General features: G+C 73.1%; 24 protein-coding genes. 10 read left to right on the top strand and 14 right to left on the bottom strand.

Annotation, left to right across the window (positions count from 1 at the left end; all coding sequences use genetic code 11):
* The first annotated feature begins 1 nt into the window (after position 1).
* The 4 genes from LBW97_RS08660 (at position 2) to LBW97_RS08645 (ending at position 4,161) form a co-directional block, all read left to right on the top strand.
* The gene (locus LBW97_RS08660; protein ID WP_224498991.1) at positions 2 to 376 is read left to right on the top strand and encodes a hypothetical protein; all 375 of its coding nucleotides are present in this window, start codon (positions 2 to 4) and stop codon (positions 374 to 376) included.
* A 49-nt stretch (positions 377 to 425) separates the two neighbouring features.
* On the top strand, positions 426 to 1,925 hold the full coding sequence (locus tag LBW97_RS08655; RefSeq protein WP_224498990.1) for a cation acetate symporter: 1,500 nt from the start codon (positions 426 to 428) through the stop codon (positions 1,923 to 1,925).
* Positions 1,926 to 2,132: 207 nt separating this feature from the next.
* Positions 2,133 to 2,528: a DUF485 domain-containing protein gene (locus LBW97_RS08650; protein WP_224498989.1), complete on the top strand. Its 396-nt coding sequence runs from the start codon at positions 2,133 to 2,135 to the stop codon at positions 2,526 to 2,528.
* Positions 2,521 to 4,161, top strand: a complete 1,641-nt coding sequence (locus tag LBW97_RS08645; protein WP_224498988.1) for a cation acetate symporter — start codon at positions 2,521 to 2,523, stop codon at positions 4,159 to 4,161. Before LBW97_RS08650 ends, LBW97_RS08645 begins: the two co-directional genes overlap by 8 nt.
* Before the next feature lie 262 nt (positions 4,162 to 4,423).
* On the opposite strand, the gene LBW97_RS08640 is transcribed toward LBW97_RS08645, so the two are convergent.
* The 3 genes from LBW97_RS08640 to LBW97_RS08630 form a co-directional block, all read right to left on the bottom strand.
* On the bottom strand, positions 4,424 to 4,672 hold the full coding sequence (locus LBW97_RS08640) for a hypothetical protein (RefSeq protein ID WP_224498987.1): 249 nt from the start codon (positions 4,670 to 4,672) through the stop codon (positions 4,424 to 4,426).
* Positions 4,673 to 4,777: 105 nt separating this feature from the next.
* Entirely contained in the window at positions 4,778 to 5,638 is an 861-nt protein-coding gene (locus LBW97_RS08635; protein ID WP_224498986.1) for a manganese catalase family protein, read from the bottom strand.
* A 103-nt stretch (positions 5,639 to 5,741) separates the two neighbouring features.
* Positions 5,742 to 6,473, bottom strand: a complete 732-nt coding sequence (locus LBW97_RS08630; RefSeq protein ID WP_224498985.1) for a sensor histidine kinase KdpD — start codon at positions 6,471 to 6,473, stop codon at positions 5,742 to 5,744.
* Between the two features lie 105 nt (positions 6,474 to 6,578).
* On the opposite strand from LBW97_RS08630, the gene LBW97_RS08625 reads away from it, so the two are divergent.
* Positions 6,579 to 7,256: a response regulator transcription factor gene (locus LBW97_RS08625; RefSeq protein WP_224498984.1), complete on the top strand. Its 678-nt coding sequence runs from the start codon at positions 6,579 to 6,581 to the stop codon at positions 7,254 to 7,256.
* Between the two features lie 101 nt (positions 7,257 to 7,357).
* On the opposite strand, the gene LBW97_RS08620 is transcribed toward LBW97_RS08625, so the two are convergent.
* Together LBW97_RS08620 and LBW97_RS08615 are read right to left on the bottom strand one after the other, a co-directional pair.
* The gene (locus LBW97_RS08620) at positions 7,358 to 8,833 is read right to left on the bottom strand and encodes a PH domain-containing protein (RefSeq protein ID WP_224498983.1); all 1,476 of its coding nucleotides are present in this window, start codon (positions 8,831 to 8,833) and stop codon (positions 7,358 to 7,360) included.
* On the bottom strand, positions 8,830 to 9,342 hold the full coding sequence (locus LBW97_RS08615) for a PH domain-containing protein (protein ID WP_224498982.1): 513 nt from the start codon (positions 9,340 to 9,342) through the stop codon (positions 8,830 to 8,832). The genes LBW97_RS08620 and LBW97_RS08615 overlap by 4 nt, the downstream gene beginning before the upstream one ends.
* A 292-nt stretch (positions 9,343 to 9,634) precedes the next feature.
* Between LBW97_RS08615 and LBW97_RS08610 the strand changes: the two genes are divergently transcribed.
* A complete protein-coding gene (locus LBW97_RS08610) occupies positions 9,635 to 9,964 on the top strand; it encodes a rhodanese-like domain-containing protein (RefSeq protein WP_224499033.1) in 330 nt (109 codons plus the stop codon).
* Here the strand turns inward: LBW97_RS08610 and LBW97_RS08605 are convergent.
* The 4 genes from LBW97_RS08605 to LBW97_RS08590 all read right to left on the bottom strand — a co-directional run bounded on the left by LBW97_RS08605 (position 9,961) and on the right by LBW97_RS08590 (position 14,365).
* On the bottom strand, positions 9,961 to 11,577 hold the full coding sequence (locus tag LBW97_RS08605) for a long-chain fatty acid--CoA ligase (protein ID WP_224498981.1): 1,617 nt from the start codon (positions 11,575 to 11,577) through the stop codon (positions 9,961 to 9,963). The genes LBW97_RS08610 and LBW97_RS08605 overlap by 4 nt on opposite strands.
* A gap of 50 nt (positions 11,578 to 11,627) precedes the next feature.
* Positions 11,628 to 12,557 carry a hypothetical protein gene (locus LBW97_RS08600; protein ID WP_224498980.1) on the bottom strand — a complete coding sequence of 310 codons (930 nt, stop codon included), beginning with the start codon at positions 12,555 to 12,557 and terminating at the stop codon, positions 11,628 to 11,630.
* The gene (locus LBW97_RS08595; RefSeq protein WP_224498979.1) at positions 12,554 to 13,066 is read right to left on the bottom strand and encodes a SigE family RNA polymerase sigma factor; all 513 of its coding nucleotides are present in this window, start codon (positions 13,064 to 13,066) and stop codon (positions 12,554 to 12,556) included. The genes LBW97_RS08600 and LBW97_RS08595 overlap by 4 nt, the downstream gene beginning before the upstream one ends.
* Positions 13,067 to 13,168: 102 nt before the next feature.
* Positions 13,169 to 14,365, bottom strand: coding sequence for a cytochrome P450 (locus tag LBW97_RS08590; RefSeq protein ID WP_224498978.1), 1,197 nt, complete (start codon positions 14,363 to 14,365; stop codon positions 13,169 to 13,171).
* Positions 14,366 to 14,422: 57 nt separating this feature from the next.
* Here LBW97_RS08590 and LBW97_RS08585 point away from each other — a divergent pair, with 57 nt between their 5' ends.
* Positions 14,423 to 15,355 carry a DUF5926 family protein gene (locus LBW97_RS08585; RefSeq protein WP_224498977.1) on the top strand — a complete coding sequence of 311 codons (933 nt, stop codon included), beginning with the start codon at positions 14,423 to 14,425 and terminating at the stop codon, positions 15,353 to 15,355.
* A 75-nt stretch (positions 15,356 to 15,430) separates the two neighbouring features.
* Here the strand turns inward: LBW97_RS08585 and LBW97_RS08580 are convergent, their stop codons facing one another.
* From LBW97_RS08580 to LBW97_RS08570, 3 genes are all read right to left on the bottom strand, one after another.
* The gene (locus LBW97_RS08580) at positions 15,431 to 16,354 is read right to left on the bottom strand and encodes an excalibur calcium-binding domain-containing protein (RefSeq protein ID WP_224498976.1); all 924 of its coding nucleotides are present in this window, start codon (positions 16,352 to 16,354) and stop codon (positions 15,431 to 15,433) included.
* A 242-nt stretch (positions 16,355 to 16,596) separates the two neighbouring features.
* A complete protein-coding gene (locus tag LBW97_RS08575) occupies positions 16,597 to 17,571 on the bottom strand; it encodes a hypothetical protein (protein ID WP_224498975.1) in 975 nt (324 codons plus the stop codon).
* A 143-nt stretch (positions 17,572 to 17,714) separates the two neighbouring features.
* Positions 17,715 to 18,941, bottom strand: a complete 1,227-nt coding sequence (locus tag LBW97_RS08570) for an arginine deiminase (RefSeq protein ID WP_224498974.1) — start codon at positions 18,939 to 18,941, stop codon at positions 17,715 to 17,717.
* 105 nt (positions 18,942 to 19,046) lie between these two features.
* Between LBW97_RS08570 and LBW97_RS08565 the strand changes: the two genes are divergently transcribed.
* Positions 19,047 to 19,814: an SDR family oxidoreductase gene (locus LBW97_RS08565; RefSeq protein WP_224498973.1), complete on the top strand. Its 768-nt coding sequence runs from the start codon at positions 19,047 to 19,049 to the stop codon at positions 19,812 to 19,814.
* A 93-nt stretch (positions 19,815 to 19,907) separates the two neighbouring features.
* Here LBW97_RS08565 and LBW97_RS08560 read toward each other — a convergent pair whose 3' ends face one another.
* Positions 19,908 to 21,569 carry an FAD-binding oxidoreductase gene (locus LBW97_RS08560; protein ID WP_224498972.1) on the bottom strand — a complete coding sequence of 554 codons (1,662 nt, stop codon included), beginning with the start codon at positions 21,567 to 21,569 and terminating at the stop codon, positions 19,908 to 19,910.
* Positions 21,570 to 21,604: 35 nt separating this feature from the next.
* Here LBW97_RS08560 and LBW97_RS08555 point away from each other — a divergent pair, with 35 nt between their 5' ends.
* Both LBW97_RS08555 and LBW97_RS08550 read left to right on the top strand, forming a co-directional pair.
* Positions 21,605 to 23,104: a glycerol-3-phosphate dehydrogenase/oxidase gene (locus LBW97_RS08555; protein WP_224499032.1), complete on the top strand. Its 1,500-nt coding sequence runs from the start codon at positions 21,605 to 21,607 to the stop codon at positions 23,102 to 23,104.
* A 176-nt stretch (positions 23,105 to 23,280) separates the two neighbouring features.
* Complete coding sequence (locus tag LBW97_RS08550; protein ID WP_224498971.1) at positions 23,281 to 24,075, top strand: methyltransferase domain-containing protein; 795 nt, start codon at positions 23,281 to 23,283, stop codon at positions 24,073 to 24,075.
* Positions 24,076 to 24,153: 78 nt separating this feature from the next.
* Here the strand turns inward: LBW97_RS08550 and LBW97_RS08545 are convergent, their stop codons facing one another.
* A complete protein-coding gene (locus LBW97_RS08545; protein ID WP_224498970.1) occupies positions 24,154 to 24,909 on the bottom strand; it encodes a MerR family transcriptional regulator in 756 nt (251 codons plus the stop codon).
* Positions 24,910 to 25,035: the final 126 nt, after the last annotated feature.

Raw genomic sequence — 25,035 nt, 5'->3', positions numbered from 1 at the left:
GGTGTCGGAGACCCCGCCCCGGCGGGTGCGCGTCACCAGCCCGCGCACCGGCGCCGCCCGGGCCCAGCGGGTTCCTCCCGCCCGCGAGATCGACGCCCAGACCCTGCTGGGCGAGGTCTACATGTCCTCGCTGCTGCGCTCCCAGCTGCGGCTGGCGCTGCTCGCGCTCGGAGCCGTCGCGGTGTTCGTGGGCGGGATCCCGCTGGTGTTCTGGCTGCTCCCGGACCTGGCGAGGATCGAGGTGCTCGCCGTGCCGCTGCCGTGGCTGCTGCTGGCGTTCGCCGTCTACCCGTTCCTGTTCGGGATCGGCTGGCTCTACGTGCGCGCCGCGGAGCGGAACGAGCGGGACTTCGCCGACGTCCTGGAACGCTCGTGACGCGCCTCGACGGCCCCCGATGACCGCCGCCGGCTACAGCGTCCTGGGCGTGACGGCCGTCTTCGTGGCCACGCTGGCGGTCGGCGCCTACGGCTGGCGGTTCTCCCGCACCACCAGCGACTTCTTCGTCGCCTCGCGCACGGTGCGGCCGGGACTCAACGCGTCGGCCATCGGTGGGGAGTACCTGTCCGCGGCCTCCTTCCTCGGGGTCGCCGGCCTGGTGCTCGCCTTCGGCACGGAGATGCTCTGGTACCCGGTCGGCTGGACCGCCGGCTACCTCGTCCTGCTGGTCCTCGTCGCCGCGCCGCTGCGCCGGTCCGGGGCGTACACGCTGCCCGACTTCGCCGAGAGCCGACTGGAGTCGCGCGGGGTGCGGCGGCTGTCCGCGCTGCTGGTGGTGGCCATCGGCTGGCTCTACCTCATGCCGCAGTTCCAGGGCGCCGGCATCGCGCTGGCCGCCACGACGGGGACCGGCCCCTGGCTCGGGGGTGTGCTGGTCGCGACGGTGGTGCTGGTCAACGTGCTGTTCGGCGGCATGCGGAGCATCACCTTCGTCCAGGCGTTCCAGTACTGGCTGAAGCTCACCGCGCTGCTGTTCCCGCTGCTGTTCATGGTCGGGATCTGGCTCGGCGACGGCGGCATCTCCCCGGCCTCGGTCGACGTCGGGGACGCCGGCCCGGCCGGGGACTCGTGGGTGTCGCCCCTGGCCGGGACCGACCACGAGCTCTACACGACCTACTCGATCATCATCGCCACGTTCCTCGGCACGATGGGGCTCCCGCACGTGGTGGTGCGCTTCTACACCAACCCCGACGGCGCCGCGGCCCGCCGCACGACCCTCTTCGTGCTGGCCCTGCTCGGCGTCTTCTACCTCCTGCCGCCCGTGTACGGCGGCCTGGGCCGGCTGTACGCACCCGACCTCGTCGCCAGCGGCCGCACCGAATCGCTGGTGCTGGAACTGCCGGCCCGCATGCTGGCCGGCACGCTGGGCGACCTGCTCTCCGCGCTCACCACAGCAGGAGCGTTCGCGGCGTTCCTGTCCACGTCGTCCGGGCTGACCGTGGCGGTGGCCGGCGTGATCAGTCAGGACGTGCTGGGGCGGCGGTTCGGTGGGGTGCGGGCCTTCCAGGCCGGCGCCGTCGTCGCCGTCCTCGTCCCGCTGGGTCTGGCGCTGGCGGCCGAGGGGGTGGGGGTGGCCCAGGCGGTCGGGCTGGCCTTCGCCTTCGCGGCCTCCACCTTCTGCCCGCTGCTGGTGCTGGGCATCTGGTGGCGTCGGCTCACCGACGTCGGGGCGATCGCCGGCATGGTCGTCGGCGGGGGGTGCGCCGGCGGGGCGGTGATCGCCACGCTGCTCGGGGTGGCGCCCGTCGGCTGGCCGGGCGCGCTCCTGGGCCAGCCGGCCGCATGGACCGTCCCCCTGGCATTCCTCGTCATGGTGGGGGTCTCCCTCGCCACACCCCGTCGGCTGCCGCCGCACGCCGCCCGCACGATGGTCCGGCTGCACACGCCGGAGGCCGTGCAGCTGGACCGCGGGACCCCGCCCCGATGAACCGGCCCGCGCTCCCCTGACCGCACGGAGCCCGCGGGCTCGACCGCTCGTCCCGCCGTACCTGCCGTACGGCGATTACCCCTCGCCGCTCGGCGCAGATGGGGGTGATCCACCGCACTCCTGGCGTTGCCGGCTTCTAACGTGACACCGCTCACAGCCCTGCGGAGCTCGCGAGCGCCCATCCCGACCCTGCCAGGAGGACGCACCTTGACCGATCCCACGGAACGGCGCCTGCTGACCCCGGAGGAGTACCTGCAAGCCCAGAACTCCCCCGAGTTCGCCGAACTGAAGAGCCGGTTCCGCCGGTTCGCGTTCCCGATGACCTTCGCGTTCCTCGCCTGGTACCTGCTCTACGTCCTGCTCTCGACCTACGCGCCGGACTTCATGTCCACCGAGGTGTTCGGCAACGTCAACCTCGGCATCCTGCTCGGCCTCGGCCAGTTCGTCACGACCTTCGTGATCACGCACCTGTACGTCGCCCACGCGAACAAGCGCACCGACCCGATCTCCGACGAGATGCGCGAGCGACTGGAGGCCCACGCCTACGCGCCCGACGGCGGGACCGACTCCCACGAGACGACCGGAGGGGCCACCCGTGCCTGACCTGATCGCCGCCGACAGCACGATCGGCAATCCCACGATCAACATCGCGATCTTCGGGGCGTTCGTCCTCGTGACGCTGGCCATCACGTTCAAGGCCAGCCGCAACAACAAGAGCGCCGCGGACTACTACGCCGCCGGGCGCAACATCAGCGGCACCCAGAACGGTCTCGCCATCGCCGGCGACTACCTGTCGGCAGCGTCCTTCCTGGGCATCGCCGGCGCCATCGCCGTCTTCGGCTACGACGGCTTCCTCTACTCCATCGGCTTCCTCGTGGCCTGGCTCGTCGCCCTGCTGCTGGTCGCCGAGCTGATGCGCAACACCGCCCGGTTCACGATGGCCGACGTCCTGGCCTTCCGGATGCGGCAGCGGCCGGTCCGCATGGCGGCGGCGATCTCCACGCTGGCGGTCTCGCTCTTCTACCTGCTGGCGCAGATGGCCGGCGCCGGTGGCCTGGTCACCCTGCTGCTGGGCGTGACCGGCGAGGCCGCGCAGGCCGTCGTCGTCACCATCGTCGGCGCGCTGATGATCTTCTACGTGCTCGTCGGCGGCATGCGCGGCACCACCTACGTGCAGATCATCAAGGCCACGCTGCTGATCATCGGCGCGCTCGTGATGACGATCTGGGTGCTCGGCAAGTACGGCTTCAACCTGTCCGCGCTGCTCGGTGGCGCGCAGGACATGGCCGTCGAGGGCCGCGACGTCACCAAGCCCGGTGCGCAGTACGGCGCGACGGAGACGTCGAAGCTGGACTTCGTCTCGCTGGGTCTCGCCCTGGTGCTCGGCACCGCGGGTCTGCCGCACGTGCTGATGCGCTTCTACACGGTGCCCACGGCCAAGGACGCGCGGAAGTCCGTGGTCTGGGCCATCTGGCTGATCGGCATCTTCTACCTGTTCAGCCTGGTGATCGGCTACGGCGCCGGTGCGCTGGTCGGCCCGGAGACCATCCTCGCGGCCCCCGGTGCGGTCAACGCCGCGGCCCCGCTGCTGGCCTTCGAGCTGGGCGGCACGGTGCTCCTGGGCATCATCGCCGGCGTCGCGTTCGCCACGATCCTCGCGGTCGTCGCGGGCCTGACCATCACGGCGTCGGCGTCCTTCGCCCACGACGTGTACGCCTCGGTGATCAAGAAGGGTCAGGTCACCGGCAACGGCGAGGTCAAGGTCGCCCGCATCACCGCGATCGTCATCGGCGCGATCTCGATCGGCCTCGGCATCCTCGCGCTGCAGGCCGGCCTGAACATCGCATTCCTCGTGGCGCTGGCTTTCGCGATCGCGGCCTCGGCGAACCTGCCGACGATCATCTACACGCTGTTCTGGAAGAAGTTCACCACCCAGGGCGCGCTGTGGTCGATCTACGGCGGGCTCATCTCCTGCCTGCTCCTGATCCTCTTCTCGCCGGTGGTCTCGGGCGGGCCGATCAACGCGGCGACCGGGAAGAGCACGTCGCTGATCCAGGACGTCGACTTCTCCTGGTTCCCGCTGAACAACCCGGGTCTGGTGTCCATCCCGCTGTCGTTCTTCCTCGGCTGGCTGGGCAGCAAGCTGTCGAAGGAGAAGCCCGACGAGCTCAAGAACGCCGAGCTCGAGGTGCGGGCGCTCACCGGCATCGGGGCGGAGAAGGCCGTCGCCCACTGAGTCCGGTCGTTCGCCAGGGGCCCATTCCTCGATTCGTCGGGGGGTGGGCCCCTTCGCGTGCCGCGGCTGGGTGCCTTGAGTGGGGGCGTCGGTGCCGCGGTGTGGGCGTCGGTGCCGCGTTGCAGCGCGGCACTCGGCCCAGTACCGCGGCTCTCGTGCGTGCGGGGGCGGTCGCGTCTCCGGTCGGTGCCGCGGTGTGGGCGTCGGTGCCCCGTTGCAGCGCGGCACTCGTGCCAGTACCGCGGCTCTCGTGCAGGCGCGGTCAGGCGGCGGCGGCCGGGGCGGGCGCGACCTCCGGGGTCAGGACGACGACGTCTGCAGCAACGACGGCGGCGCGCCGGTGGTGGCGCAGCGCCCAGCGGGCGGTGAGCCCGGCGAGGACGACGACGCCGGCGAGCGTGGGGCGGCCGGGGTTCGCCAGCGCGACGGCGATCGCGGCGACGTAGACGACCGAGAGCAGGACCGCGGCGGGCGGCAGGTGGGGCAGGCGCAGGTGCAGGTTCGGGTGCACGGCGGTTCGACCTTCCGGGAGTTGAGGGCCCGCCGGGCCGGCGGCCGCACCCGCGAGGGGCGGCCACCGGCACGGCGACGGCGCAACAGGGGGTAGGCGAGAGGCCTACTTGAGCATGTCCTTGGCCTTCTGGAGCATCGTCTGGGCCTCCATCTGCGGCGTCGGGTACAGGCGCGGGTCACCCGGGGGCAGGATCGGGGCGTCGGCGGTGGCCTCGATCGGGCGGGCCGAGTACGTGGCGCGACCGTCGTAGGACGGACCCGAAGCCCAGCGGCCGGCCGCGGCGTCGGGGCCGTCGGAGGCGTCGATGAACGTGTAGCCCAGGTCGCCGACCTCGTCCTCGAGCGGGAAGGCCTCGGGCACCGGAACGCCCTCGAGCCCGTCCTCCTTGAGCTCCTCGATCGCGTGCAGCCACTGCTGCTGGTGGTAGTGGTCCCGGGTGATGAGGAACCGGAGCATGTCCTTCACGCCCGGGTCGTCGGTCATGTTGTAGAGCCGGGCCACCTGCAGCCGGCCCTGCATCTCGGCCGTGGCGTTGTACATGAAGTCGGCCATCAGGTTGCCGCTGGCGGTCACGTACGCGCCGGTCCAGGGGTTGCCCATCGAGTCGATGTAGCTGGCGCCGGCTCCGTTGACGATGGCGTGCTGCGGGTTGTGCTGCCCGTAGCCCGCGGCCGCCTCCTTGGTGCGGTCAGCGGCGTCCGGCTTGAGCGGGATGTGGTCGAGCAGCCGGTCGATCATCGTCACGATCATCTCGACGTGAGCCAGTTCCTCGGTGCCGATCGCGAGGAGCAGGTCCTTGTACTTGCCGGGCAGTCGGCAGTTCCAGCCCTGCAGCAGGTACTGGGTGGCGACGGTCATCTCGCCCCACTGACCGCCCAGGACCTCCTGCATCTTGCGGGCGAAGTCCGGGTCGGGACCGTCGGGCTTGGCCTCGTACTGCAGAGCGTGGGTGTGGGTGAACATCTCGTGCTCCCTGATGCGTCGTGACGTCGCCGCCGCTGCGGTGACACCAGAGAGATGCCCGCACCAGTTGGCCCGCCCGTGCCGACCCCTGGCCCCCGGGGGCCTATCGATCCGGCAGTTGCACGGTGAGGGTGAAGGCGTCGCTGTCGCCGGCCCACACGATCCGGCCGCCGAGCTCGCGGGTCTGCCGGCGCACCGACCACAGCCCCAGCCCGGTGAGGTCCAGCGGCGGCTCGCTCCGGCTGAGGTGCCCCACCACCCGCTCGGTGGGGACGCCGCCCTGCGTCAGCGACAGGTCCACCCACCGTGGGCCCCGTGACACCCGCAGCAGCACCGGCCGCCCGCCGCCATGCCGGTGCGCGTTCTCCAGCAGATTGGTGAGGATCCGGCCCACCCGGGCGTCGGCCACGCGGACCTCGCCGGCACCCTCGGCCACCTCCACGGTCAGCGTCGTCCGGGGCAGCCCGGAGGAGGAGATCGCGGCCAGCAGCACGTCGCGGAGCAGCCGGGTGCCGGCCCGGGGAGGCGCGCCCGCGGTGGCGTCGGCCGTGCGCAGCATCGAGGAGAGGTGCGCCGTCTGGGCCCGGGCGAGGTCGAGCAGTTCGCGCTTCGCCGTCGAAACCTGGTCCAGGCTGCCCAGGACGGCCTCGAGCGACGCCAACGGGCTGCGCATGTCGTGGCACAGCGCGCGCAGGACGGCGTCCTCGGTGGTGGGCGGTTCGGGGGCCGTTCCGCCCCGTCGGGGCCTCGGAAGATGCGCGCGGAGCACGCGAGCGAGATCGTTGAGCAGTCCGTGGCTGGGCTTCGACGTCGGGACGTCGGGAGCGAGGGTCACGGGCGCCTCCTCATGGAGACCGGTCAGCAGCGCCGGGGAACGACGGCCGACAGGGGAGAAGTGTCGGAGATCGACAGCGCGCTCGTTGTTGAACGCGGAAACCCGGTGGACGTGGTGGTCGTGGACGACCACCCGCTGTTCACACGGGGGTTGACCCTGCTGCTGCCGGGGTTGAGCGGCGGCAGGGTCCGGGTGGTGGGGACGACGGATGACGCGTCGGCGGCGGCCGCGCTCGTGCGGCGGCACCACGCGGACGTGGCGATCGTGGATCTGCACATGCCGCCACCGGGCGGGACCAGGGCGATCGCGGCGATCCGGCGGGCCGACCCGATGGTGCGGGTCGTGGCCCTGTCGGGGCTGGCCGAGGCGGACGCGGCGATCGAGGCGCTGCGGGCGGGCGCCGCGGGATTCCTGCCGAAGACGGCGGACCCGGAGCACCTGGTGCGCCCACTGCTCGCCGTCCTCGACGGCTGGTCGGTGATCCCGGAGGCGCTGCTGCGGCAGCTGCTGGAGGAGGCGACGCCGGCCGGGGAGCAGACCATCGCCGACCAGCTCACGGCCGACGAACGGCGGCTCTGGCGGCTGATCGCCGACGGCACGAGCACCGTCGACATCGCCACGACGCTGCACGTCTCCGAGCGCACGACGAAGCGCCTGGTCGCGCACCTGCTGCGCCGGCTGAACGTGAGCACCCGGGTCGAGGCGGCCCAGCTGGCCGGCCGGGTGGGCCTGAACCGGGACGGCGGCGCGGCGGGGCGGCAGGCCGGTGGCCTGGCGGGGTGACCGGCGCGTGAGGGCATCGACCGCCCGCTACCCGGGCGGGTGATCGTCAAGCGTCTGGGCAGGAAAGGTTCACCTACCTCCGGCCCGGGCCCGGAGGCAGCTCAGGGGGTGAGCGTCCCCGCCCAGCCCCCGGAGGCGGCCGAGGCGAACGCCGGCACCTCGGCGGCGTCCATGTCCACCGCGGCATAGCCGCCGCTGCCGGCGCCCACGCACGCCGTCACCGTGGCCAGACCGTCGCGGCGCTGGAACACCGTCTGCTTGACCTGCCAGCCGATGACCGCGCGGCGCTCGAGCACGATCTGCTCGCGCACCAGCCATCCGCGCCGGACGCTGAACGAGCGCGGCCCGGCGGCGTGCCCGAGGGCGGCGTAGAGGCTCCGGGCCAGCAGCACGCCCAGCACGGTGATCACCGGACCGGCGACGAGGAGCTCCCAGAAGCCCGTCGTGACGGTCAGCACGAGCCCGCCCGCGGTGAGGACCGAGCCGACGACGACGGCCCGGACGATGCGGCGTCGACGGGCCGCGGCGGGGTGGGGCACCAGCGGGCCCGGGTCCTCGGTCAGTCGGTGGGCCAGCGACCAGGCCTCCGCCCGCGGGCCCAGTGGGAGCAGCTGCCCACGGCGCGCGGCGTCGGCCAGTCCGGTGACCAGAGCGGTCGCCCGGCCGGCGCCGACCAGCCGCATCCCGAGGCCCTCGGAGACGCTCACGCCGCGGATCCGGTCGATCTCCAGCTCGGTGTGCCGGCGGGTGAAGAGTCCACGGACGGCGACGAGCGAGGTGCCCCGCTGGGTCAGCCGGAAGCCCCAGTTCACGATCGCGGCCCCGATGACCGACCCGGCGACCAGGAGCAGCAGCGTGCCCCCGAGCACGCCTAGCGCCAGGGCCCAGGCGGCGGGCAGCTCGACGTCGAAGACGTCGCCGAGCGGGTCGCCCGGGAGGTCGTCGAACACACGGGACAGCGCGCCGAGGGCGGCGGCGGGGATGGCCAGGTAGCTGCCGACCAGCGGCGCGTAGAGCAGCCAGCGGTTGTCCCAGCGGGAGAGCTCCTCCTCGACGGGCTCGGGCTCGTCGTCGTCGGCGGCGGCCGGCGCACCCCGGTGCGTCAGGACGGCGATCCGCAGCCGGTCGCCCTCGGCGCGCGGCACGCCGTCGACCACGACCTCCTCGTCCTCTCCGGCGGCGCCGGCGGCGGCGTCCACCCGGACCCGGACCAGGCCGAAGAGCCGGTGCAGCAGCGGCGCCTCGACCTCGACGCCGCGGATCCGGTCGTTGGGGACGGTGCGCACCGACCGGGAGAGCAGCCCGCGGGTGAGGACGACGGCGCTCGGGCCGTTGGCGTAGGAGAACCGCCACCAGGAGAGGGCCGCGGCGGCCAGGGAGATCACGGTGATCGCGACCGCCAGGATCACGATCGTCGTCCATCCGCCGCTGAAGCCGAAGCCGGCTCCCACCGGGATCAGGATCGGGACGAGCTGCCGGGCCTGCTTGAACGTGACGGTGTGCACCAGCACGATCCGCGGCGAGGTGCGGCGGACGTCGGGTACCAGGAGCGGCGGGGTCACGAGGGGCGGGGTCACGTCGCCTGGTCGCGGACCAGCTCGGCCCGGCGGGCCAGGTCGTCGGCGACCCGCTGGGCGACGTCGTGCTCCAGGTGCCAGATCCGCACCGTGCCCTGGCTGGAGGCGGTGAGGACGGCGACGGTCGCCAGCCCGAACATCTGCTGCAGCACGCCGCGGGTGACGTCGACGGTCTGGATGCGGCTGATCGGCACCAGCGTCCAGGTCTGGGTCAGCCAGCCGGTGCGCGTGTAGGCGGCCTCGGCGGTGATCTCCCAGCGGTAGATCCGGTGCTTCACCGACGGGCGGATGCCGACGGCGATGATCGTGTGCAGGAGAGCCAGCGCCGGGAGGACCCAGCGGAGCACCGGGACCGGGCCGCCCGCCGAGGCAGGGACGAACAGCAGGAAGGCCCCGGCGCCGAGCCAGAGGAACACGGTGCTGATCGCGCTCTCGACAGTCCACAGACCGATTGCGGAGCGCGGGAGCTGCCAAGCGGGCTCGCGCACCGGGGCAGGGGCGGTGGTCATCGCACCCATCCTCGCAGTCGGCCGGCCCATCATCCGTTCAGGCGGCGGTCGGCCTTTCGGCTGGTGCAGCGCTGCGACGTCTGTCCTAGTGCACGCATGCCAGAGATGAGCGTCCCGGTCGCCATGCCCGCGGGCGAATTCGAACCCGCCTTCGGCATCCCACTCCTCGTGCTCGCCGTCCTCGTCATCGGCTACAAGATCTACCGGTACCTGTCACAGTGATCGGGCGGGGGCGCTCGACCTGGTCGGCGGACTTCGGGCACGTCCGGCGCGTGTCACGATGGACGGCGTGATGCCGCACCAGATCCCCACCGTGTCCGCCGCCGAACTGCCTCAGGACGCCGTCGTCCTCGACGTGCGCGAGGACGACGAATGGGTGCACGGCCACATCGAGGGCGCGACACACATCTCGATGGGCGACGTCCCGGCGAAGCTCGACGAGCTGCCCGAGGGCGACCCGCTCTACGTGGTCTGCCGCAGCGGTGGCCGGTCCGCGCGGGTGGCCGCGTGGCTGAACCAGAACGGCTTCGACACGGTGAACGTCGGCGACGGCATGGGCGCGTGGGAGGCGGCCGGCCGGCCGATGGTGAGCGAGACCGGCCAGCCGCCCTTCGTGCGCTAGCTCGGGAGCTGGTACTCCGCGAACTTCGCGCGGAGGTCCTTCTTCGAGAACTTGCCGACGCTGGTCTTGGGCACCTCGTCGATGAACTCGACGGCGTCGGGCATCCACCACTTGGCGATCAGCGGCTTGAGGTGCTCGAGGATGTCCTCCTGCGTCGCCGTCTCGCCCTCGCGGAGGACGACGCAGGCCAGCGGGCGCTCGTCCCACTTCGGGTGCGCGATGCCGACGACCGCGGCCTCCTTCACCTTCGGGTGGCTCATGATCGCGTTCTCCAGGTCGACCGAGCTGATCCACTCGCCGCCGGACTTGATCAGGTCCTTGGTGCGGTCGGCGATGCGGATCGAGCCGTAGGCGTCCATCGCGGCGACGTCGCCGGTCTTCATCCAGCCGTCGGCCGTGGTGAGCTCCACGCCGGCGTCGGGGTTGTAGTAGTCCTGGGCGCACCACGGGCCGCGCACCTGCAGCTCGCCGGTGGCCTTGTCGTCCCAGGCCTGCGGCTCCAGCGTCTCGGAGTCCACGATCCGGGCCTCGACGCCGAGGAACGGGATGCCGGCGCGGGCGCGCTGGGTGGCCTTCGTCTCGTCGTCGGCGTCCTGGTACCTCTTGGGCAGCACGCCCGAGGAGGCGACCGGGTGGGTCTCGGTCATGCCCCACGCCTGCAGGATCGGGATGCCGACCTGCTCGCGGTAGGCCTCGCTCAGCGCCTTGGGCACCGCGGAGCCGCCGCAGCCGATGTCCCGCAGCTTGTGCGGCTTGCCGGCCAGGTGGGGGAGCACGCCCTGCCAGATGGTCGGGACACCGGCGGTGAAGGTGACGCCCTCGTCGAGGATCAGCTTGGCGATCGCCTCGGGCTGCATCAGCGCACCGGGCATGACCAGCGAGGCACCGGCTGCGGGCCCGGCCTGTGCGATGCCCCAGGCGTTGGCGTGGAACATCGGCACGACCGGCATGGCGACGTCGTTGATGCCCAGGCCGAAGGCGTTCGGGGCCATCACGCCCATCGTGTGCAGGAACGTCGAGCGGTGCGAGTAGACGACGCCCTTCGGGTTCCCGGTGGTGCCGCTCGTGTAGCACATCGAGGCGGCGCGGTACTCGTCCTCGACGTGGAACTCCACCGGCTGCGCCTCGGCCAGCAGCGTCTCGTAGTCGAGGATCCGGGCGTCGTCGGGGATCTCGTTGTCGGTGCCGTCGTCCATGACCACGACCTGCTTGACCGTCGTCATGGTGTCGATCAGCGGCCACAGGAGCGGCAGGACGCTGCGGTCGACGAAGATGACCTCGTCCTCCGCGTGGTTGGCGATGTAGGTGAGCTGCTCGGGGAACAGGCGCACGTTGAGCGTGTGCAGCACCCGCCCGGTGCAGGGCGCGGCGAAGTAGAGCTCCAGGTGGCGCTGGCTGTTCCAGCCGAACGTGCCCACCCGGCCGTCGGCGCTGATGCCGAGGGTGTCGAGGACGCCGCCGAGCTTGCGGGTGCGCTCGGCCCACTCCGCGTAGGTGGCGCGGGTGACGCCGCCGGGGTTGTTGGTGACGATCGTCCCGTCGCCGTAGTGCTGCTCCACGTGGCGGAAGATCGCGTCGATCGTGAGGGGGAAGTCCTGCATCAAGCCGCGCATGGCCGCATCGTGCCAGTGACGCCGCTCACCTTCCACCGGTAGGCGCCTGCTCAGCCGAACGTCGCGACGACGCCGTCCACGAGCACCGGGAGGATCTCGGCAGGCCGGACCGGCGTGGTGTCCTCCGACGACACGCTGAGAATCCAGATCCCGTCGTCGAGACGGGTATCGGGCAGGACGAGCGTGTAGCTGGTGTCCCTCGTCTCGTGGAAGGTCGAGCACCGGACGAGAAGGGCGCCGTCCGCGACCCAGGGGACGTCGACGGCCGGACAGAAGTGGGTGCCCTGCCCGGGCCCCTCACGCTGCATCCGGAAGTCCTCGACCGTCGTCCCGTCGGCCAGGAACCCGACGCTGATGAAGTAGTCGTAGATGTTGTCCTGACCGGACAGCGGGGTCTCCACCCAGGTGCACCCGCCGGGCCCGTTGGGCAGGGTGCCGGTCCAGTAGCTCATCTGCTGACCGGTGACCGTCTCCAGCCGGGCCGAGAGCACGGGGCAGGTGGACATGTCGTCGGCCGCGTCGGCACCCGGGTACGGCTTCCCCTCGGGCAGCCACTGGTCCCACAGCGCCGGCGAGCTCAGGCTCAGGGCCGGGAGTCCGGCGGCGACCTGGCGCAACTCCGCTTCGTGTGCGGGGTCGGGCCGGGATGCCGCGGCAGACGCCTCGGCTGCCCGTCGGGCCGCCTCGAGCTCTGCGCGGGCCTCCGCGGCCGCCCGTTCGGCGTCCTCTCGTGGATCGGACGTCGCCGGGGCAGGGGCGGCGGGGGCGCTGGGAGCGGAGGAGAGCGAGCCGGCGGCGACCGGGATGCCGACGGCGACCGCCACCACCGCGGCGACCGTCGCCATCAGCCCGGCGCGGGCGCGGCGGCGCTGTCGGTGCCGGGCCACCACGTCGGGCACCGAGATCGTGCCGCCCCGGCCGACGAGGTCGTCGGCGAGATCGTGCAGCCGGGCGGGAAGTTCCTGCTCGAGATGGGTCACGACGACGCCTCCGGGGCCGGAGCGGGCTTCAGTACGGTGCGGAGGACGGCGAGACCGCGGGTGACGTGGTTGTTCACGGTGCTGGTCGAGCAGCTCATCAGCCGCGCGGTCTCCGCCTCGCTGAGGTCGTCGAAGTACCGGAGGACGACGGCGGTGCGCATCCGCGGCGACAGGTGGGCGAGCGCGGTGCGGAGCTCGTCGGCCTCGGCGTGCCGGCTCTGCAGGTCGGCGCCGTCGACGCGTTCGGGCAGCGACTCGATGACGCTCTCCGTGCTGGAGAGCCGGCGCAGCCAGCTCAGGTGACTGTTCACCATCAGCCGGCGGACGTAGGCCGGCCGGTTCTCGGCCCCTCGCACCTTCGGCCACTGCGCGTAGGCGCGTGCCAGTGCCGTCTGCACCAGGTCCTCGCCGCGGTGCCGGTCGCCGGTCAGCAGGCAGGCGGTCCGGAGGAGCCCGGGGCTGTGCTGCTCGACGAACTCGGTGAATTCGCCGTCGTCGCGCTGCGCCACTCGCCCCCCCCGATGCCGTGCCTACATCTGGAAAGACGTATCGGCACCCCGCGGTGACCCCAGTCCGCTACGTCTCGGTTCCGTAACGATCGGGATCCCGGCTCAGGCGGTGAGGACGACGGGCAGCTCCGACAGGCCGCGGATGACGAACTCCGGACGCCGCACGGCCTCTGCACCCAGCGCCAGGTCCGACGTCCTGTCCAGCAGCGCGCCGAACGAAGCCTGGAGCTCCACCCGCGCCAGCGGGGCGCCGATGCAGAAGTGGATGCCGGCGCCGAAGGTGATGTGCGGGTTGTCCGCGCGGCCGACGTCGAGCGCTTCCGGTGCCTCGAACACCGCCGGGTCGTGGTTGGCCGAGCCGAGCAGCGCGGCGATCTTCTGCCCGCGCTCCACGGTCACCCCGCCGATCTCGACGTCGGCCGTCGCGGTCCGCTCGAACAGCTGCAGCGGGGAGTCGTAGCGCATGAACTCCTCGATCGCCGTCGGCAGCAGGGCGCGGTCCTCGCGCAGCCGCCGCAGCTGGGCGGGGTTCTCCAGCAGTGCGAGCAGGCCGTTGCCGGTGACGTTGACCGTCGCCTCGTGGCCGGCGTTGAGCAGCAGGATGCAGGTGGTGACCAGCTCGTCCTCGGTGAGCCGGTCGCCGTCGGCGTCGCGCAGGCTCACCAGGTGGCTCAGCAGGTCCTCGCCGGGGTTCTGGCGGCGCTCGGCGGCCAGCTCACGGAGGTAGTCGACGAACTCGGCGGCCGCGCGCTCCGCTGACTCCTCGATGACCGGCGTCCGGCCGTACTCGTACATCTTCACGATCGCGTTGGACCAGGGGCGCAGCAGCGGGCGGTCGACCTGCGGGACGCCGAGCAGCTCCGCGATGACGGCGACCGGCAGCTGCTCGGCCATGCCCCAGAGGAAGTCGACCGGCTGGCTGCCCGCGGAGCGCTCGACCAGCTCGTCGACCAGGGAGTTCGCGAGCTCCTCGACCCACGGGCGCAGTCGCTCCACGTGCCCGCGCGCGAAGGCGGCGCTGATCAGCCGCCGCAGCCTGGTGTGGTCCGGTGGCTCCATCTCCAGGATCGCGTTGCGGTGGATGAGGTTGAAGCTGCCGAACCGCTCGGCCGGCTCCTTGTCCGACCAGATGCGGCCCAGTCGGCGATCGCGGAGGACGGCGTTGGACTCCCCGTGCGTGAAGGCGAGCCAGAGACCCAGCTCCTCGTGCCACTGCACCGGCCCCTCGGTCCGCGCCCGGGCGAAGGCGGGATACGGGTCGTCGACGAACGAGGGGGCGTGGAGGTCCAGCGGCGGCACGGTGCCGACACTAAGGCTGTGCTCCGGCCCACCGTGGGGGCCACCTACGCTGCACGCATGGCTTCCCGCAAGCGAACGTCCGCCCCCGCTGCCGAAGCGACGGAGGGCATCAACCCGAAGGCACCGTGCCCGTGCGGCTCCGGCCGCCGCTACAAGCACTGCCACGGCTCGGGCTACGCGCCGCCGGTCACCCGGCCCTTCGAGGGCCTGCCCGGCGAGGCGGACTGGGTGGCCCTGCGCGAGCTCGTCCCCGCCGCGACGGCGACGCTGAAGACGACGGACGGCCGCGAGATCACCCTGGCCAGCGTGCTCCCCGGCGGCGCCCCGGCGCTGGTGCGGGCCAACGGCGAGATCCTCGTCGGCGCCCAGCTGGCGACCTCCTCGGACGACGTGAGCCGCGACCTCGGGACCGCGGTCGCTGCCGCGCTCGAGGCGCCCAAGGGCGCGCCGGTCGAGCCCGGCCCGATCGGTGGCGCGGGTTCGGCGGGCCCGCGGCTGCAGGAGGTGCTCGACCTGACGGCCCCGCTCGACGTCGTCGTCCACGACACCTTCGACTTCTGGCTGGAGGGCACCGAGCCCGGTGCCGCGGCGCGGGCGGGCCTCACGCAGGCCAACGAGGCAATCCTGCCGACCGTGCGCCTCGAGGGGCTGGAGGCGGCCTACTGGGTGCGCCCCGGCAACGAGCGCGCCCACCTCCGCTGGGTGCGGCCGGAGAAGGAGGAGCAGCTGCTCGACGCGCTGGCCCGCCTCTCCGCCGCCGAGCAGATCCTGCTCGGCGAGGGCACCCGGTACGCCGGAGCCTTCCGGGCCCACGGCCTCGTCGTCCCGGTGTGGGACCTGCCGGCCGACGCCCCGGCCGAGGACTGGGTCGGGCCCGCCACGGAGTTCCAGGCCCGCCTGGAGAAGGCGCTGACCGTCACCACCCCGCTGAACGCCGACGAGCGGCGGGCGCGGGCTGGGCTGCTGTCCCGGCAGATCACGCTTCGCTGACACCGGCTCGAACGCAGGAGGCCCCTGCCCACCATGGTGGGCAGGGGCCTCCTGCGTCGTGTCGAGCTGCCGGGGTCAGGTCCGGCGGGCGGCGCCGATCACCGTGAGGGTGCCGAGCGCGATCAGTGCCGCACCGGCCACCAGGAACGGCTCGACCTCGAAGCCGGTGTAGGCGAGCTGCGGGCTCGCGGTCGGCGTGTGCGTCGCCAGCGCGACCTCCTGCTCGCAGCCGACGCCGTCACCGTCGTTGTCGAGGTGCGCGGCGTAGCCGGCCTGACCGGCGTAGACAGGAGCGGCCCCGCGGGCGCGCGCGTCGTCGCAGTTGGCGTAGTGCACCGCGGGCTGCGCGACCGGCTGGACAGCCGGCGGCGCGGGCTGCGGCTGCTCCGGCGCCTCGGGCACGAGGCCCTCGAGGCAGACGGCGACGCCGTCCGTGACACCGTGCAGGAGCTCCGTGAGCTCGGCGGCGAGGGCGGGGGCCGTGGTCTCGACGAGGGTCGGCAGCCCCTCGAGGAAGGTCGGGAGGTCGGCGATGTTCGCCGGGTCGAACCCCGCCTCGATCGCGCCGAGCAGCGCCTCGGCGCCCTCGTCCAGCGAGCCCTGGAGGCCCCCGACCAGGAGCGCGAGCTCCTCACCGAGGCATTCGCCCACGGCCACGAGGTCCGGGGTGCCGCCCCCCGTCATCGGCTGGAGAGGCGGCTGCTGGTCGTCGGCCGGCGCGTCGGTCGGCGCGTCGACGGTCGAGGAGGTGCTGGGGAACTCCTGCTCGGGCAGGGGCTGGGGGCCGGTGAAGGCCGGGATGCCCTCGCCGGCCCTCAGCGGCTCGTCCTCGGAGTGCACGGGCTGGACCGGTCCCGGCTCCCGCTCCGGCTGGCACTCGGGGAGCAGGAAGTCCAGGACGCAGCTGGTGCCCGACGGCTTGGCCTCCTCGTCCTCGGCGGAGGCGACTCCGGACCAGAGCACGAGCATCGCCAGGGCGATGAGCAGGGCGAACGGCATTCTCACGAGCTTCGGCACAGACGTCCCCCGAGGGATGGGCTACAAGTCGTGAGCAGTCGATCACCGCTCAGCCGATCTCGAAGGTTGTCTTGCGGAACGAAACCAGAACGCCCCGCGGGTCATCACGTCATGTGACGGAGCGGTCCGCTCTGTGTTCGGGGGTGCGCAATTCGATAGCGGAAGGCCGCGCATGGATGCCCCCGCCCACCGGAGTGGGCGGGAGCATCCACGGCGCCCTCGGATCAGGTCCGGCGGGCGGCGCCGATCACCGTCAGGGTGCCGAGTGCGATCAGGGCCGCACCGGCCACCAGGAACGGCTCGATCTCGAAGCCGGTGTAGGCGAGCTGCCCGCCAGAGGTGGGCGTGAACGACTGCGCGACCGGCTGGAACTGCAGCGGAGCGACCGGGGGCGGGGTGTAGGCCGGGACGCCAGGGTTGTTGTTGCCCGGCGTGCCCCCCGGCGGCGGGTTCTCCCCGGCCGGCGGCTCGGGAACCTGGAGCAGTGGGCAGAGGAACATCTTGAAGAAGGCCCCGATGGCCTCGGCCGGGCTGTCGAACTCCGGAAGTTCGGGGAAGGCCGCGAGGAAGTCGCCGATGATCGACTCCTGGAGGGGAGTCGGCAGGTCCAAGAACTCGGCCTCGCTGTCGAATGGGAGCTCGCCACCACCGGGGAGCTCGCCGGGGCTGAACAGCGCCACCAGGAAGTCGATGAACTCCTCGCAGGAGGGGACGCACGGCGGCTCGGGCATGCTGCCGGGTGCCCCGGGTGCCCCGTCCGCCCCTGGTGCCGCCAGGACGCCCAGGATGGGTCCGTCGCCGGGGGTCTCGCCCTCGCCGGGGGTCTCGCCCTCGGGCAGGCAGCCCTCGTCCTCCGTCGGGGGAGCGGGCGTCACCTCGTCGCCCGGGGCGCCCACGCTCATGGCGTCGAAGGCCTTCACGACCGGGGTGGAGCCGGGGTCGACCGCGGCCGGCCCCTCGGTGGGCTGCGCCGGGGCCTGGCTCGTCGGCGCCGGGTCCTCGCTGGCGTCCGGGGTGACGAGGTCGTTCTCGCCCTCCTGCGAACAGATCGCCGGGGCGGGGTCCGTGGCGCAGAGCAGCTCGAGTCCTCCGGTGACCTCGTCCTCTCCGTCCGCAGCGGCAGGAACCGACCAGAGCAGCAGCAGTGCCAGTGCTGTCAGCAGCGCGAACGGCAATTTCAGGATCTTCGACACGGACATCCCCCGGAGGCTCAGTGACAGGCGGTGTGAAGTGCACCACTTCCTGACGTCCTCACGAACTGCTCACGATCAGCGGAACCCTTCGGTCCGGTGGGTCGTGACGGGATGTGACGGAGCGGTCCGCCTTGCGCTCGGGGTTTCGCTCAGGCCGGCGCTCGCGACACCGGGCAGGACATGCAGCGCGGCCCCCCGCGACCGCTGCCCAGCTCGGAGCCCGCGATCCGCACGACCTCGATGCCGGCAGCCTCGAGCGCCGCGTTGGTGACGGTGTTCCGCTCGTAGGCGACCGTCAGCCGTGGGGCCAGCGCGAGGGTGTTGTTGCCGTCGTCCCACTGCTCGCGCTCGGCGGTGACCGGGTCCAGCCCGGTGTCGATCACCCGCAGCTGGTCGATCCCCATGGCCTCGGCCGCCGCCAGCACGAACGGCTCCGGGCCGGTGACGGCGAGGTCGGTGGCGTCGGCGTCGGCCGGGTGGGCGGGGGAGTCGGGCAGCGCCCGGACGGTCCAGGCGACCAGCGAGTCCGCGACGGCGGGGTACATGACCATCGCGTCGACGTCGACCATCGTGGCGATGGTGTCCAGGTGCATGGTGGCCCGCTCCTGGGCGATCGGGACCACGAGGACCGTGTGCGCGAGGCCGCGGGCGAACAGCCGACGGGCCAGCCGCTCGGCGCCGCCCGGCGTCGTCCGCTCGCCCACGCCGACGGCGACCACGCCCTCGGCGAGCAGCAGCACGTCGCCGCCCTCGAGGTGCTCCAGCTCCGCGCCGTAGAGCTGGTCGGCCCCGGAGAACCGCGGGTGGTGGGTGTAGATGGCGGCGGTGATCGTGCTCTCCCGGTGCCGGGCCGGCATGGCCAGCGACGTCACGGCCACCTCGTCGCCGATCCACACCGAGGAGTCCCGGGTGAACAGCAGGTTGGGCAGCGGCGGGACGACGAAGTCCGAGCGGTCCATCAGCTGGTAGGCCAGCCCGTGCCCACGCAGCTCGTCGTGCGCCAGCCCGCCGATGAGCGCCGAGGCGAGGTCCTCCGGCGACAGCCAGGCCAGGTGCCGGGTCGCGTCGCGCTGGAGGGTGGCGCCCAGCCGCGGGTCGTCGACGGCGGCGCCGATCAGCTCGGCCCGCGCCGCGGGGAACTCCAGCACCTCGGCGAGCAGCGTCGCCACGTGCAGCACCTCGACCCCGCGGTCGGTCAGCGCCTGGGCGAACGCGTCGTGCTCCTCCTGCGCGCGGGCCACCCACGGGACGCCGTCGAACAGCAGCTGGTCGTTGTTCCGCGGCGTGAGCCGGCGCAGCTCCTGGCCGGGCCGGTGCAGCAGCACGGTGCGCAGCCGGCCGACCTCACTGGTGGCGCCGAGCGCGGGCGTGATCATGGGCGAAAGGCTGGCACAAGGCTCCGGAACTGCGCCGCAGAACCGCCTGGCTAGGGTGCCCCGGGGGCCGGATCCGGCCCCCGACGCCGAACGCGGAGGAACCCTGTGGACCTGTTCGACCTGACCGGCAAGGTGGCAGTCGTCACCGGTGGCACCCGCGGCATCGGCCTGATGATGGCCCGAGGCCTGCTGCAGGCGGGAGCGAAGGTCTACATCAGCTCGCGCAAGGCCGAGGCGGGCGACGCCGCCGTCGCCGAGCTCCAGGAGTTCGGCGACGTCGTCTCCATCCCCGCCGACCTCTCCACCGAGGCCGAGTGCCTGCGGCTGGCCGAGGAGGTCGGCACGCGCGAGGAGCGGGTGCACATCCTGGTGAACAACGCCGGCGCCACCTGGGGCGAGCCGCTGGAGACCTTCCCCGAGTCGGCGTGGGACAAGCTGCTCGACCTGAACCTGAAGTCGCCGTTCTTCCTCACCCGCGCGCTGCTGCCCAAGCTCGAGGCCGCCGCCACCGCCGACGACCCGGCGCGCGTGGTGAACGTGGGCAGCATCGACGGCCTGCACGTCAACCCGATGCCCACCTACTCCTACGCCGCCAGCAAGGCCGGTCTGCACCAGCTCACCCGCGTGCTGGCCAAGGAGCTGGGGCCGCGGCACGTCACCGTGAACGCCGTGGCGCCCGGGCCGTTCGAGTCCAAGATGATGGCGGCGACCCTCGACGCGTTCGGCGACGAGATCGCGGCGAAGTCGCCGCTCGGCCGGATCGGGCGCCCCGACGACATGGCCGGCGTCGTCGTCTACCTCTCCTCGCGGGCCGGCTCCTACGTGACCGGCGCCGTCATCCCCGTCGACGGCGGCATCGCCACCACCTCGTAACGCCGTCCTGGCTCACCATGAGGCGTCCTGGCTCAGCGTCGACGGTGAGCCAGGACGCCCGTTGATCAGGTCTCCTGATCAACAGGCACGGCGTCAGTCCGGGAGAAGGACGCCGGGGTTGCAGATGCCCTCCGGGTCCAGCTTCTGCTTGACCGCGCGCAGCACCTCGACGCCGAGCGGCCCGATCTCGCGCTCCAGCCACGGGCGGTGGTCGGCACCGACGGCGTGGTGGTGCGTGAGCGTGCCGCCCGCCGCCAGCAGTGCGTCGGTGGCCGCGCGCTTCGCCGTCAGCCACTGCTGGATGGGCAGCGCGTCGTCCCGGTCGGCGAGCACCGTCAGGTAGAGCGAGGCGCCGGTCGCGTAGCCGTGCGAGACGTGGCTCATCACCAGCGGCTGGTGCCCGTCGCGGCTGAGCGAGGCCTGCAGCGCGCGGCGGGCGGCGTCGTAGACCGTGGGCAGCGCGGACCAGGTGGCCGCCGTCTCCAGCGTCTCCACCAGCAGCCCGCCGTCCATCAGCTTGTCGCGGGTGTACGGGGCGCCGAAGCGGTGCGCGCGCCAGGACTCCGCGACCCGGCGGCCCAGGCGCACCGCCCCGCCGTCGCGCAGCAGCGACGACGCCGCGCGCTTCCGGGCGCGGACGAGGTCGGGCAGCCCCTCCCAGCCGACGAGCAGCAGGCAGCCCTCGCCGTGCCCGCGGGCCTTGAGGCTGCCGCGCAGCGCCTTGGCCCCCGCGCCGCCGGCCATCAGCAGGTTGGCGCGGGTCTCGTCGGCGTCCGACAGCCGGACGACGTCGGGCAGCAGGTCGTGCCGGGCGAGGTTCTGCAGCGCCGCGAGTCCGGCCGGCCAGGTCCGGAAGGACCAGCCCTCGTACACGGCGACCGCCGGCTTGGGGCGCACCCGGAGCTTCACCTCGGTGATGACGCCGAGCGTGCCCTCCGAGCCCAGCGCCAGGCCGAGGAGGTCGGGCCCGGCCGCGGTCGCCGGGGGGTGCCCGAGCTCGAGCACGCCCGACGGGGTGGCCAGCGTGAGGCCGGCGACCAGCTCGTCGAACCGGCCCACCCCGGTGGACGCCTGCCCCGCCGACCGGGTCGCGGCGTAGCCCCCGACGGTGGCGAACTCCCAGCTCTGCGGCAGGTGCCCGAAGGTCAGGCCCTCCCGGCCGAGCGCCTGCTCCAGCGCCGGTCCGCGCATGCCGGGACCGACGGTGACCATCGACGACGGCACGTCGAGGGCCTGGACCGACGCCATGCGGCCCAGGTCCACCGCGACCGCCGGCCGGTCGTCGGGGTCCACGCCGGCCAGCCCGCCGACGACGCTCGTCCCGCCGCCGAAGGGGACCACGACGATCCCGAGCTCGCTGCAGAGCGCCAGCAGCGCCGCCGTCTCCTCGGTGGTGCCCGGCAGGACGACGGCGCAGGGCGCGTCGGAGGCATCCCCCTCGCGGCGGCGCAGCAGGTCCAGGTAGCTCTTGCCGCCGGCGCGGAGCAGTCGGGACTCCCGGTCGGTGCGCACGTTCTCGGCACCGAGGAGCTCCACCAGCGCGGCGTGCGCCTCCTCCGGCAGCCGGCTCGGGGCCAGCCGGATCTCCTCGACCGGCACCGGCGGCGTGGCCCGCGGCGTCCAGCCCAGCTCGCGGACCAGGTGGCGGCGCGCGGCCTTGGTCAGGGTGCCGGCCAGCGGGTCACCGGTCGGCTCCGTGGTTCCGGCGGGGGCGGGGCCCCACCCCTGGATCGTCAGTTCCGGCTGCTCGGGCACGGCTACAGTCTGCCGGTGCCGCGGAGAGCCAGGTGATGGGTTCCCTGTCGCCTGCCCGGCGGGCCCGGGACCTGGCGGAACTGCCGGGCGCGACAGTCGACGTCGTGGTCGTCGGTGGCGGTGTCACCGGTGCCGGGGTCGCGCTGGACGCCGCCTCGCGCGGGCTGTCGGTGGCGCTGTTCGAGCGGCAGGACCTCGCCGCGGGCACGAGCCGCTGGTCCTCGAAGCTGGTGCACGGTGGGCTGCGGTACCTGGCGCACGGCGAGATCGGTCTGGCGCGGGAGAGCGCCCGCGAGCGCGCCGTCCTCATGGGGGCGACGGCGCCGCACCTGGTCCGGCCGCTGCCGTTCCTCGTGCCCGACGTCGCCGGGCGGGACGTGACCGCGCTGGCCGAGCTCGGCGGCCGGGCCGCTGATGCGATCCGGTTCTCGGTGCCCGGCGGTCGCGGCTCGCTGCCCTCGACCCGGCGGGTGGGTGCCGACGACGTCGCCCGCATGACTCCCGGTGTGCGCCCGGGCGCCGGCGGCGTCGTCTTCTGGGACGGGCAGCTCGTCGACGACGCGCGCCTCGTCGTCGCCCTCGCCCGCACCGCCGCCGCGTACGGGGCGCGAATCGTTCCCGGTGTCGAAGTGCTGGCGGTCGACGGCGCAGACGTGCACGTGCGGGTGGACGACGAGGCGTTCGCACTGCGGGCCGGCGCGGTGGTCAACGCGGCCGGCGTCTGGTCGCAGAAGCTGGCGCCCGGCATCCGGCTGGTGCCCTCGCGCGGCTCGCACCTGGTGGTGCCGGCCTCGGTGTTGGGCTCGCCCTCGGCGGCGATGACCGTGCCGCTGCCCGGATCGCGGTCCCGGTACGTCTTCGCGCTGCCGCAGCCGGACGGGCTGGTCTACCTCGGGCTGACCGACGAGCCGGTGGAGGGGCCGGTGCCCGACGGCGATCCGCAGCCGTCGGAGGCCGAGGTGCAGCAGCTGCTCGACACGGTGAACCAGGTGCTGTCGTCCCCGCTGAGCCGCGACGACCTGGTCGGCGCCTACGCCGGCTACCGCCCGCTGGTGCTGCCGGAGTCGGCGGGAACGGGGCCGGGGGATTCGACGGCGGACCTCTCTCGCAAGCACCTGCTGCGCTGGGACGGACCGGTCCTCTCGGTGGTGGGCGGCAAGCTCACCACCTACCGGGCGATGGCCGAGGAGACCGTGGACGCCGTCGTCGCGCGGCTGGGCAGGGGAGCTGCACGGTCCACGACCGCCCGGCTTCCGTTGGTCGGCGCCGCGCCGCGGGTGGCGCTGGACCGGGTGTCCGCGCCCGAACGGCTGGTGGCCCGGTACGGCACGGAGGCGCCGCGAGTCGAGGCGCTCGGCCCGGCGCTCGTGGTGGCGGGGCGGCCGGAGACGGTGGGGGAGCTGCGGTTCGCCGTCGAGCACGAGGGCGCGCGGACCGTCTCGGACCTGCTGGACCGGCGCACCCGCATCGGGCTGGTGCCGGCCGACCGCGAGCGCGCGGTGGCGGTCGCGGAGCAGGTGCTCGCGGAGCGCTGACCCGCTCCGCCCTCGCGCCGCCCGGGTGTCGCTCTGTCCACGGTCCTCGTGGTCTGCGGGCGCTGCAGGGCGGCCAGAGCGCGAGAAGCGGCGCAGAGCGGGCGCGGCGCCCGACCTCGTCTCAGCTTGCGGGGACGCTGTTCCATCAGGTGGGCAGCGAGGAGCACGATCCGCTCGTGGACACCTACACGCACGGGCACGCCGAGCCGGTCCTGCAGTCGCACCGCTGGCGGACGGCGGAGAACTCCGCGGCCTACCTGCTCCCCTCGCTGCGTCCGGGGCTCGACCTGCTCGACGTCGGCTGCGGTCCCGGCACGATCACCGTCGACCTCGCCGCTCGCGTGGCGCCCGGTCGGGTGCTCGGGCTGGACGTCTCACCGGATCCGCTCGACGAGGCGCGAGCGGCGGCGGCACGGGCGGGTGCCGAGGTCACCTTCGCGGTCGGCGACGTCTACGCCCTCGACCTCCCCGACGCCTCGTTCGACGTCGTGCACGCCCACCAGGTGCTGCAGCACCTGACCGATCCGGTGACCGCGCTGCGCGAGATGGCCCGCGTGTGCCGGCCCGGCGGGGTGATCGCCGTGCGGGACGTCGACTACGCGGCGACGACGTGGTTCCCGCTGGACGACGGGCTCGACCGCTGGCTGGAGCTGTACTCGCAGGTGGCCCGGGCCAACGACGCCGAGCCCGACGCCGGGCGCCGGCTGCTGTCGTGGGCGCACGCGGCGGGGCTGCGCGACGTCACCGCGACGACGTCGTCCTGGTGCTTCTCCACCCCGGACGAGCGGCAGTGGTGGGGCGACTCCTGGGCTGGCCGCGCGACGGCGTCGTCCTTCGCCGAGCAGGCGGTCGCCTACGGGCTGGCCACGACTGCGGAGCTGGACGCGATCGCCGCCGCCTGGCTGCGCTGGCGGGACGCCGACGACGGCTGGCTCGGCATGCTGCACGGCGAGCTGCTCATCCGGATGTGACGCTGTGCGCTGATGTGCAGTTCAGGGCCGCGGAACTGCACATCAGCGCACACGGCTCGGCTGTCCGGCGCCGGCGGGTCAGCTGCCGTGGCGGGTGGCGTTGGCCTGGATCGCGGCGCTCACGAACTGCGCGAGCCCGGGCGCGATCCGCTCGTAGTACGCGGTGAAGCGCTCGTCCTCGACGTACATCCGGCCCAGCCCGGCGTGCATCTCGTACCCGCAGTCGTAGAAGTTCCGGCTGATCTGCTGCCGGTGCTCCTCCGCTAGGTCCATCGCCTGCGCCGAGTCGGCCCCGACGCCCGACCGCAACGCCTCGGCGAACCGGGCCTCGACGTCGTCGGTCTCGGCCTTGACCCGCAGCCAGTCGTCCTTGGTCATGGCGCGGGTCCGCTGCTGGGACTGCGCCCAGGCGTCGGTCCCGCCCCACTTCTCCTCGGCCTCGGCCGCGTACTCCTCGGGCAGCCAGTCGCCGAACACCTCGAACCGCTCCTCCGGGGTCAGTGAGATCCCCATGGATCGTGCCTCCATCTCCTTCTCGACGGCCGCGACCATCGCCGTCGTCCGCTCCAGCCGGTCCCGCAGCAGCCGGTGCTGCCGGCGCAGGTGCTCGGCGGGATCGGCGGACGGGTCGTCCAGCAGCGTCGCGACCTCCTCGAGGGGGAACCCGAGCTCGCGGTAGAGCAGCACCAGGTGCAGCCGGTCCAGATCGGCCGGCGCGTACTGCCGGTAGCCGGCCGCCGTACGCCCGGACGGCGTCAGCAGCCCGATCCGGTCGTAGTGGTGCAGCGTGCGCACCGTGACGCCGGCCAGTGCGGCGACCTCTCCCACGTTCATCGAATCCCTCCCTCCTTGACGCGGTGAGCCTGCGGCCTCACGTCGCGTCAGGGTCAAGCGTTCGCGGTCGTCCTTTCGGGGGACCGTTGCCGAACCGACATGATCGTCGACCCTCCACGTCGCGCC

This window comes from Blastococcus sp. LR1 (genome assembly GCF_020166105.1).
Classification (GTDB): Bacteria; Actinomycetota; Actinomycetes; order Mycobacteriales; family Geodermatophilaceae; genus Blastococcus.
The sequence above is the reverse complement of the archived record's forward strand: the minus strand, read 5'-3'. Positions and strand labels throughout refer to the sequence as shown.

Coding starts and splice junctions, on each gene's coding strand:
- LBW97_RS08635 (WP_224498986.1), bottom strand. CDS start 5,638: ATGTTCACCCACACCCACGCTCTGCAGTACGAGGCCAAGCCCGACGGT.
- LBW97_RS08615 (WP_224498982.1), bottom strand. CDS start 9,342: ATGACCACCGCCCCTGCCCCGGTGCGCGAGCCCGCTTGGCAGCTCCCG.
- LBW97_RS08610 (WP_224499033.1), top strand. CDS start 9,635: ATGCCGCACCAGATCCCCACCGTGTCCGCCGCCGAACTGCCTCAGGAC.
- LBW97_RS08605 (WP_224498981.1), bottom strand. CDS start 11,577: ATGCGCGGCTTGATGCAGGACTTCCCCCTCACGATCGACGCGATCTTC.
- LBW97_RS08585 (WP_224498977.1), top strand. CDS start 14,423: ATGGCTTCCCGCAAGCGAACGTCCGCCCCCGCTGCCGAAGCGACGGAG.
- LBW97_RS08580 (WP_224498976.1), bottom strand. CDS start 16,354: ATGCCGTTCGCCCTGCTCATCGCCCTGGCGATGCTCGTGCTCTGGTCC.
- LBW97_RS08575 (WP_224498975.1), bottom strand. CDS start 17,571: ATGTCCGTGTCGAAGATCCTGAAATTGCCGTTCGCGCTGCTGACAGCA.
- LBW97_RS08570 (WP_224498974.1), bottom strand. CDS start 18,941: ATGATCACGCCCGCGCTCGGCGCCACCAGTGAGGTCGGCCGGCTGCGC.
- LBW97_RS08555 (WP_224499032.1), top strand. CDS start 21,605: ATGGGTTCCCTGTCGCCTGCCCGGCGGGCCCGGGACCTGGCGGAACTG.
- LBW97_RS08545 (WP_224498970.1), bottom strand. CDS start 24,909: ATGAACGTGGGAGAGGTCGCCGCACTGGCCGGCGTCACGGTGCGCACG.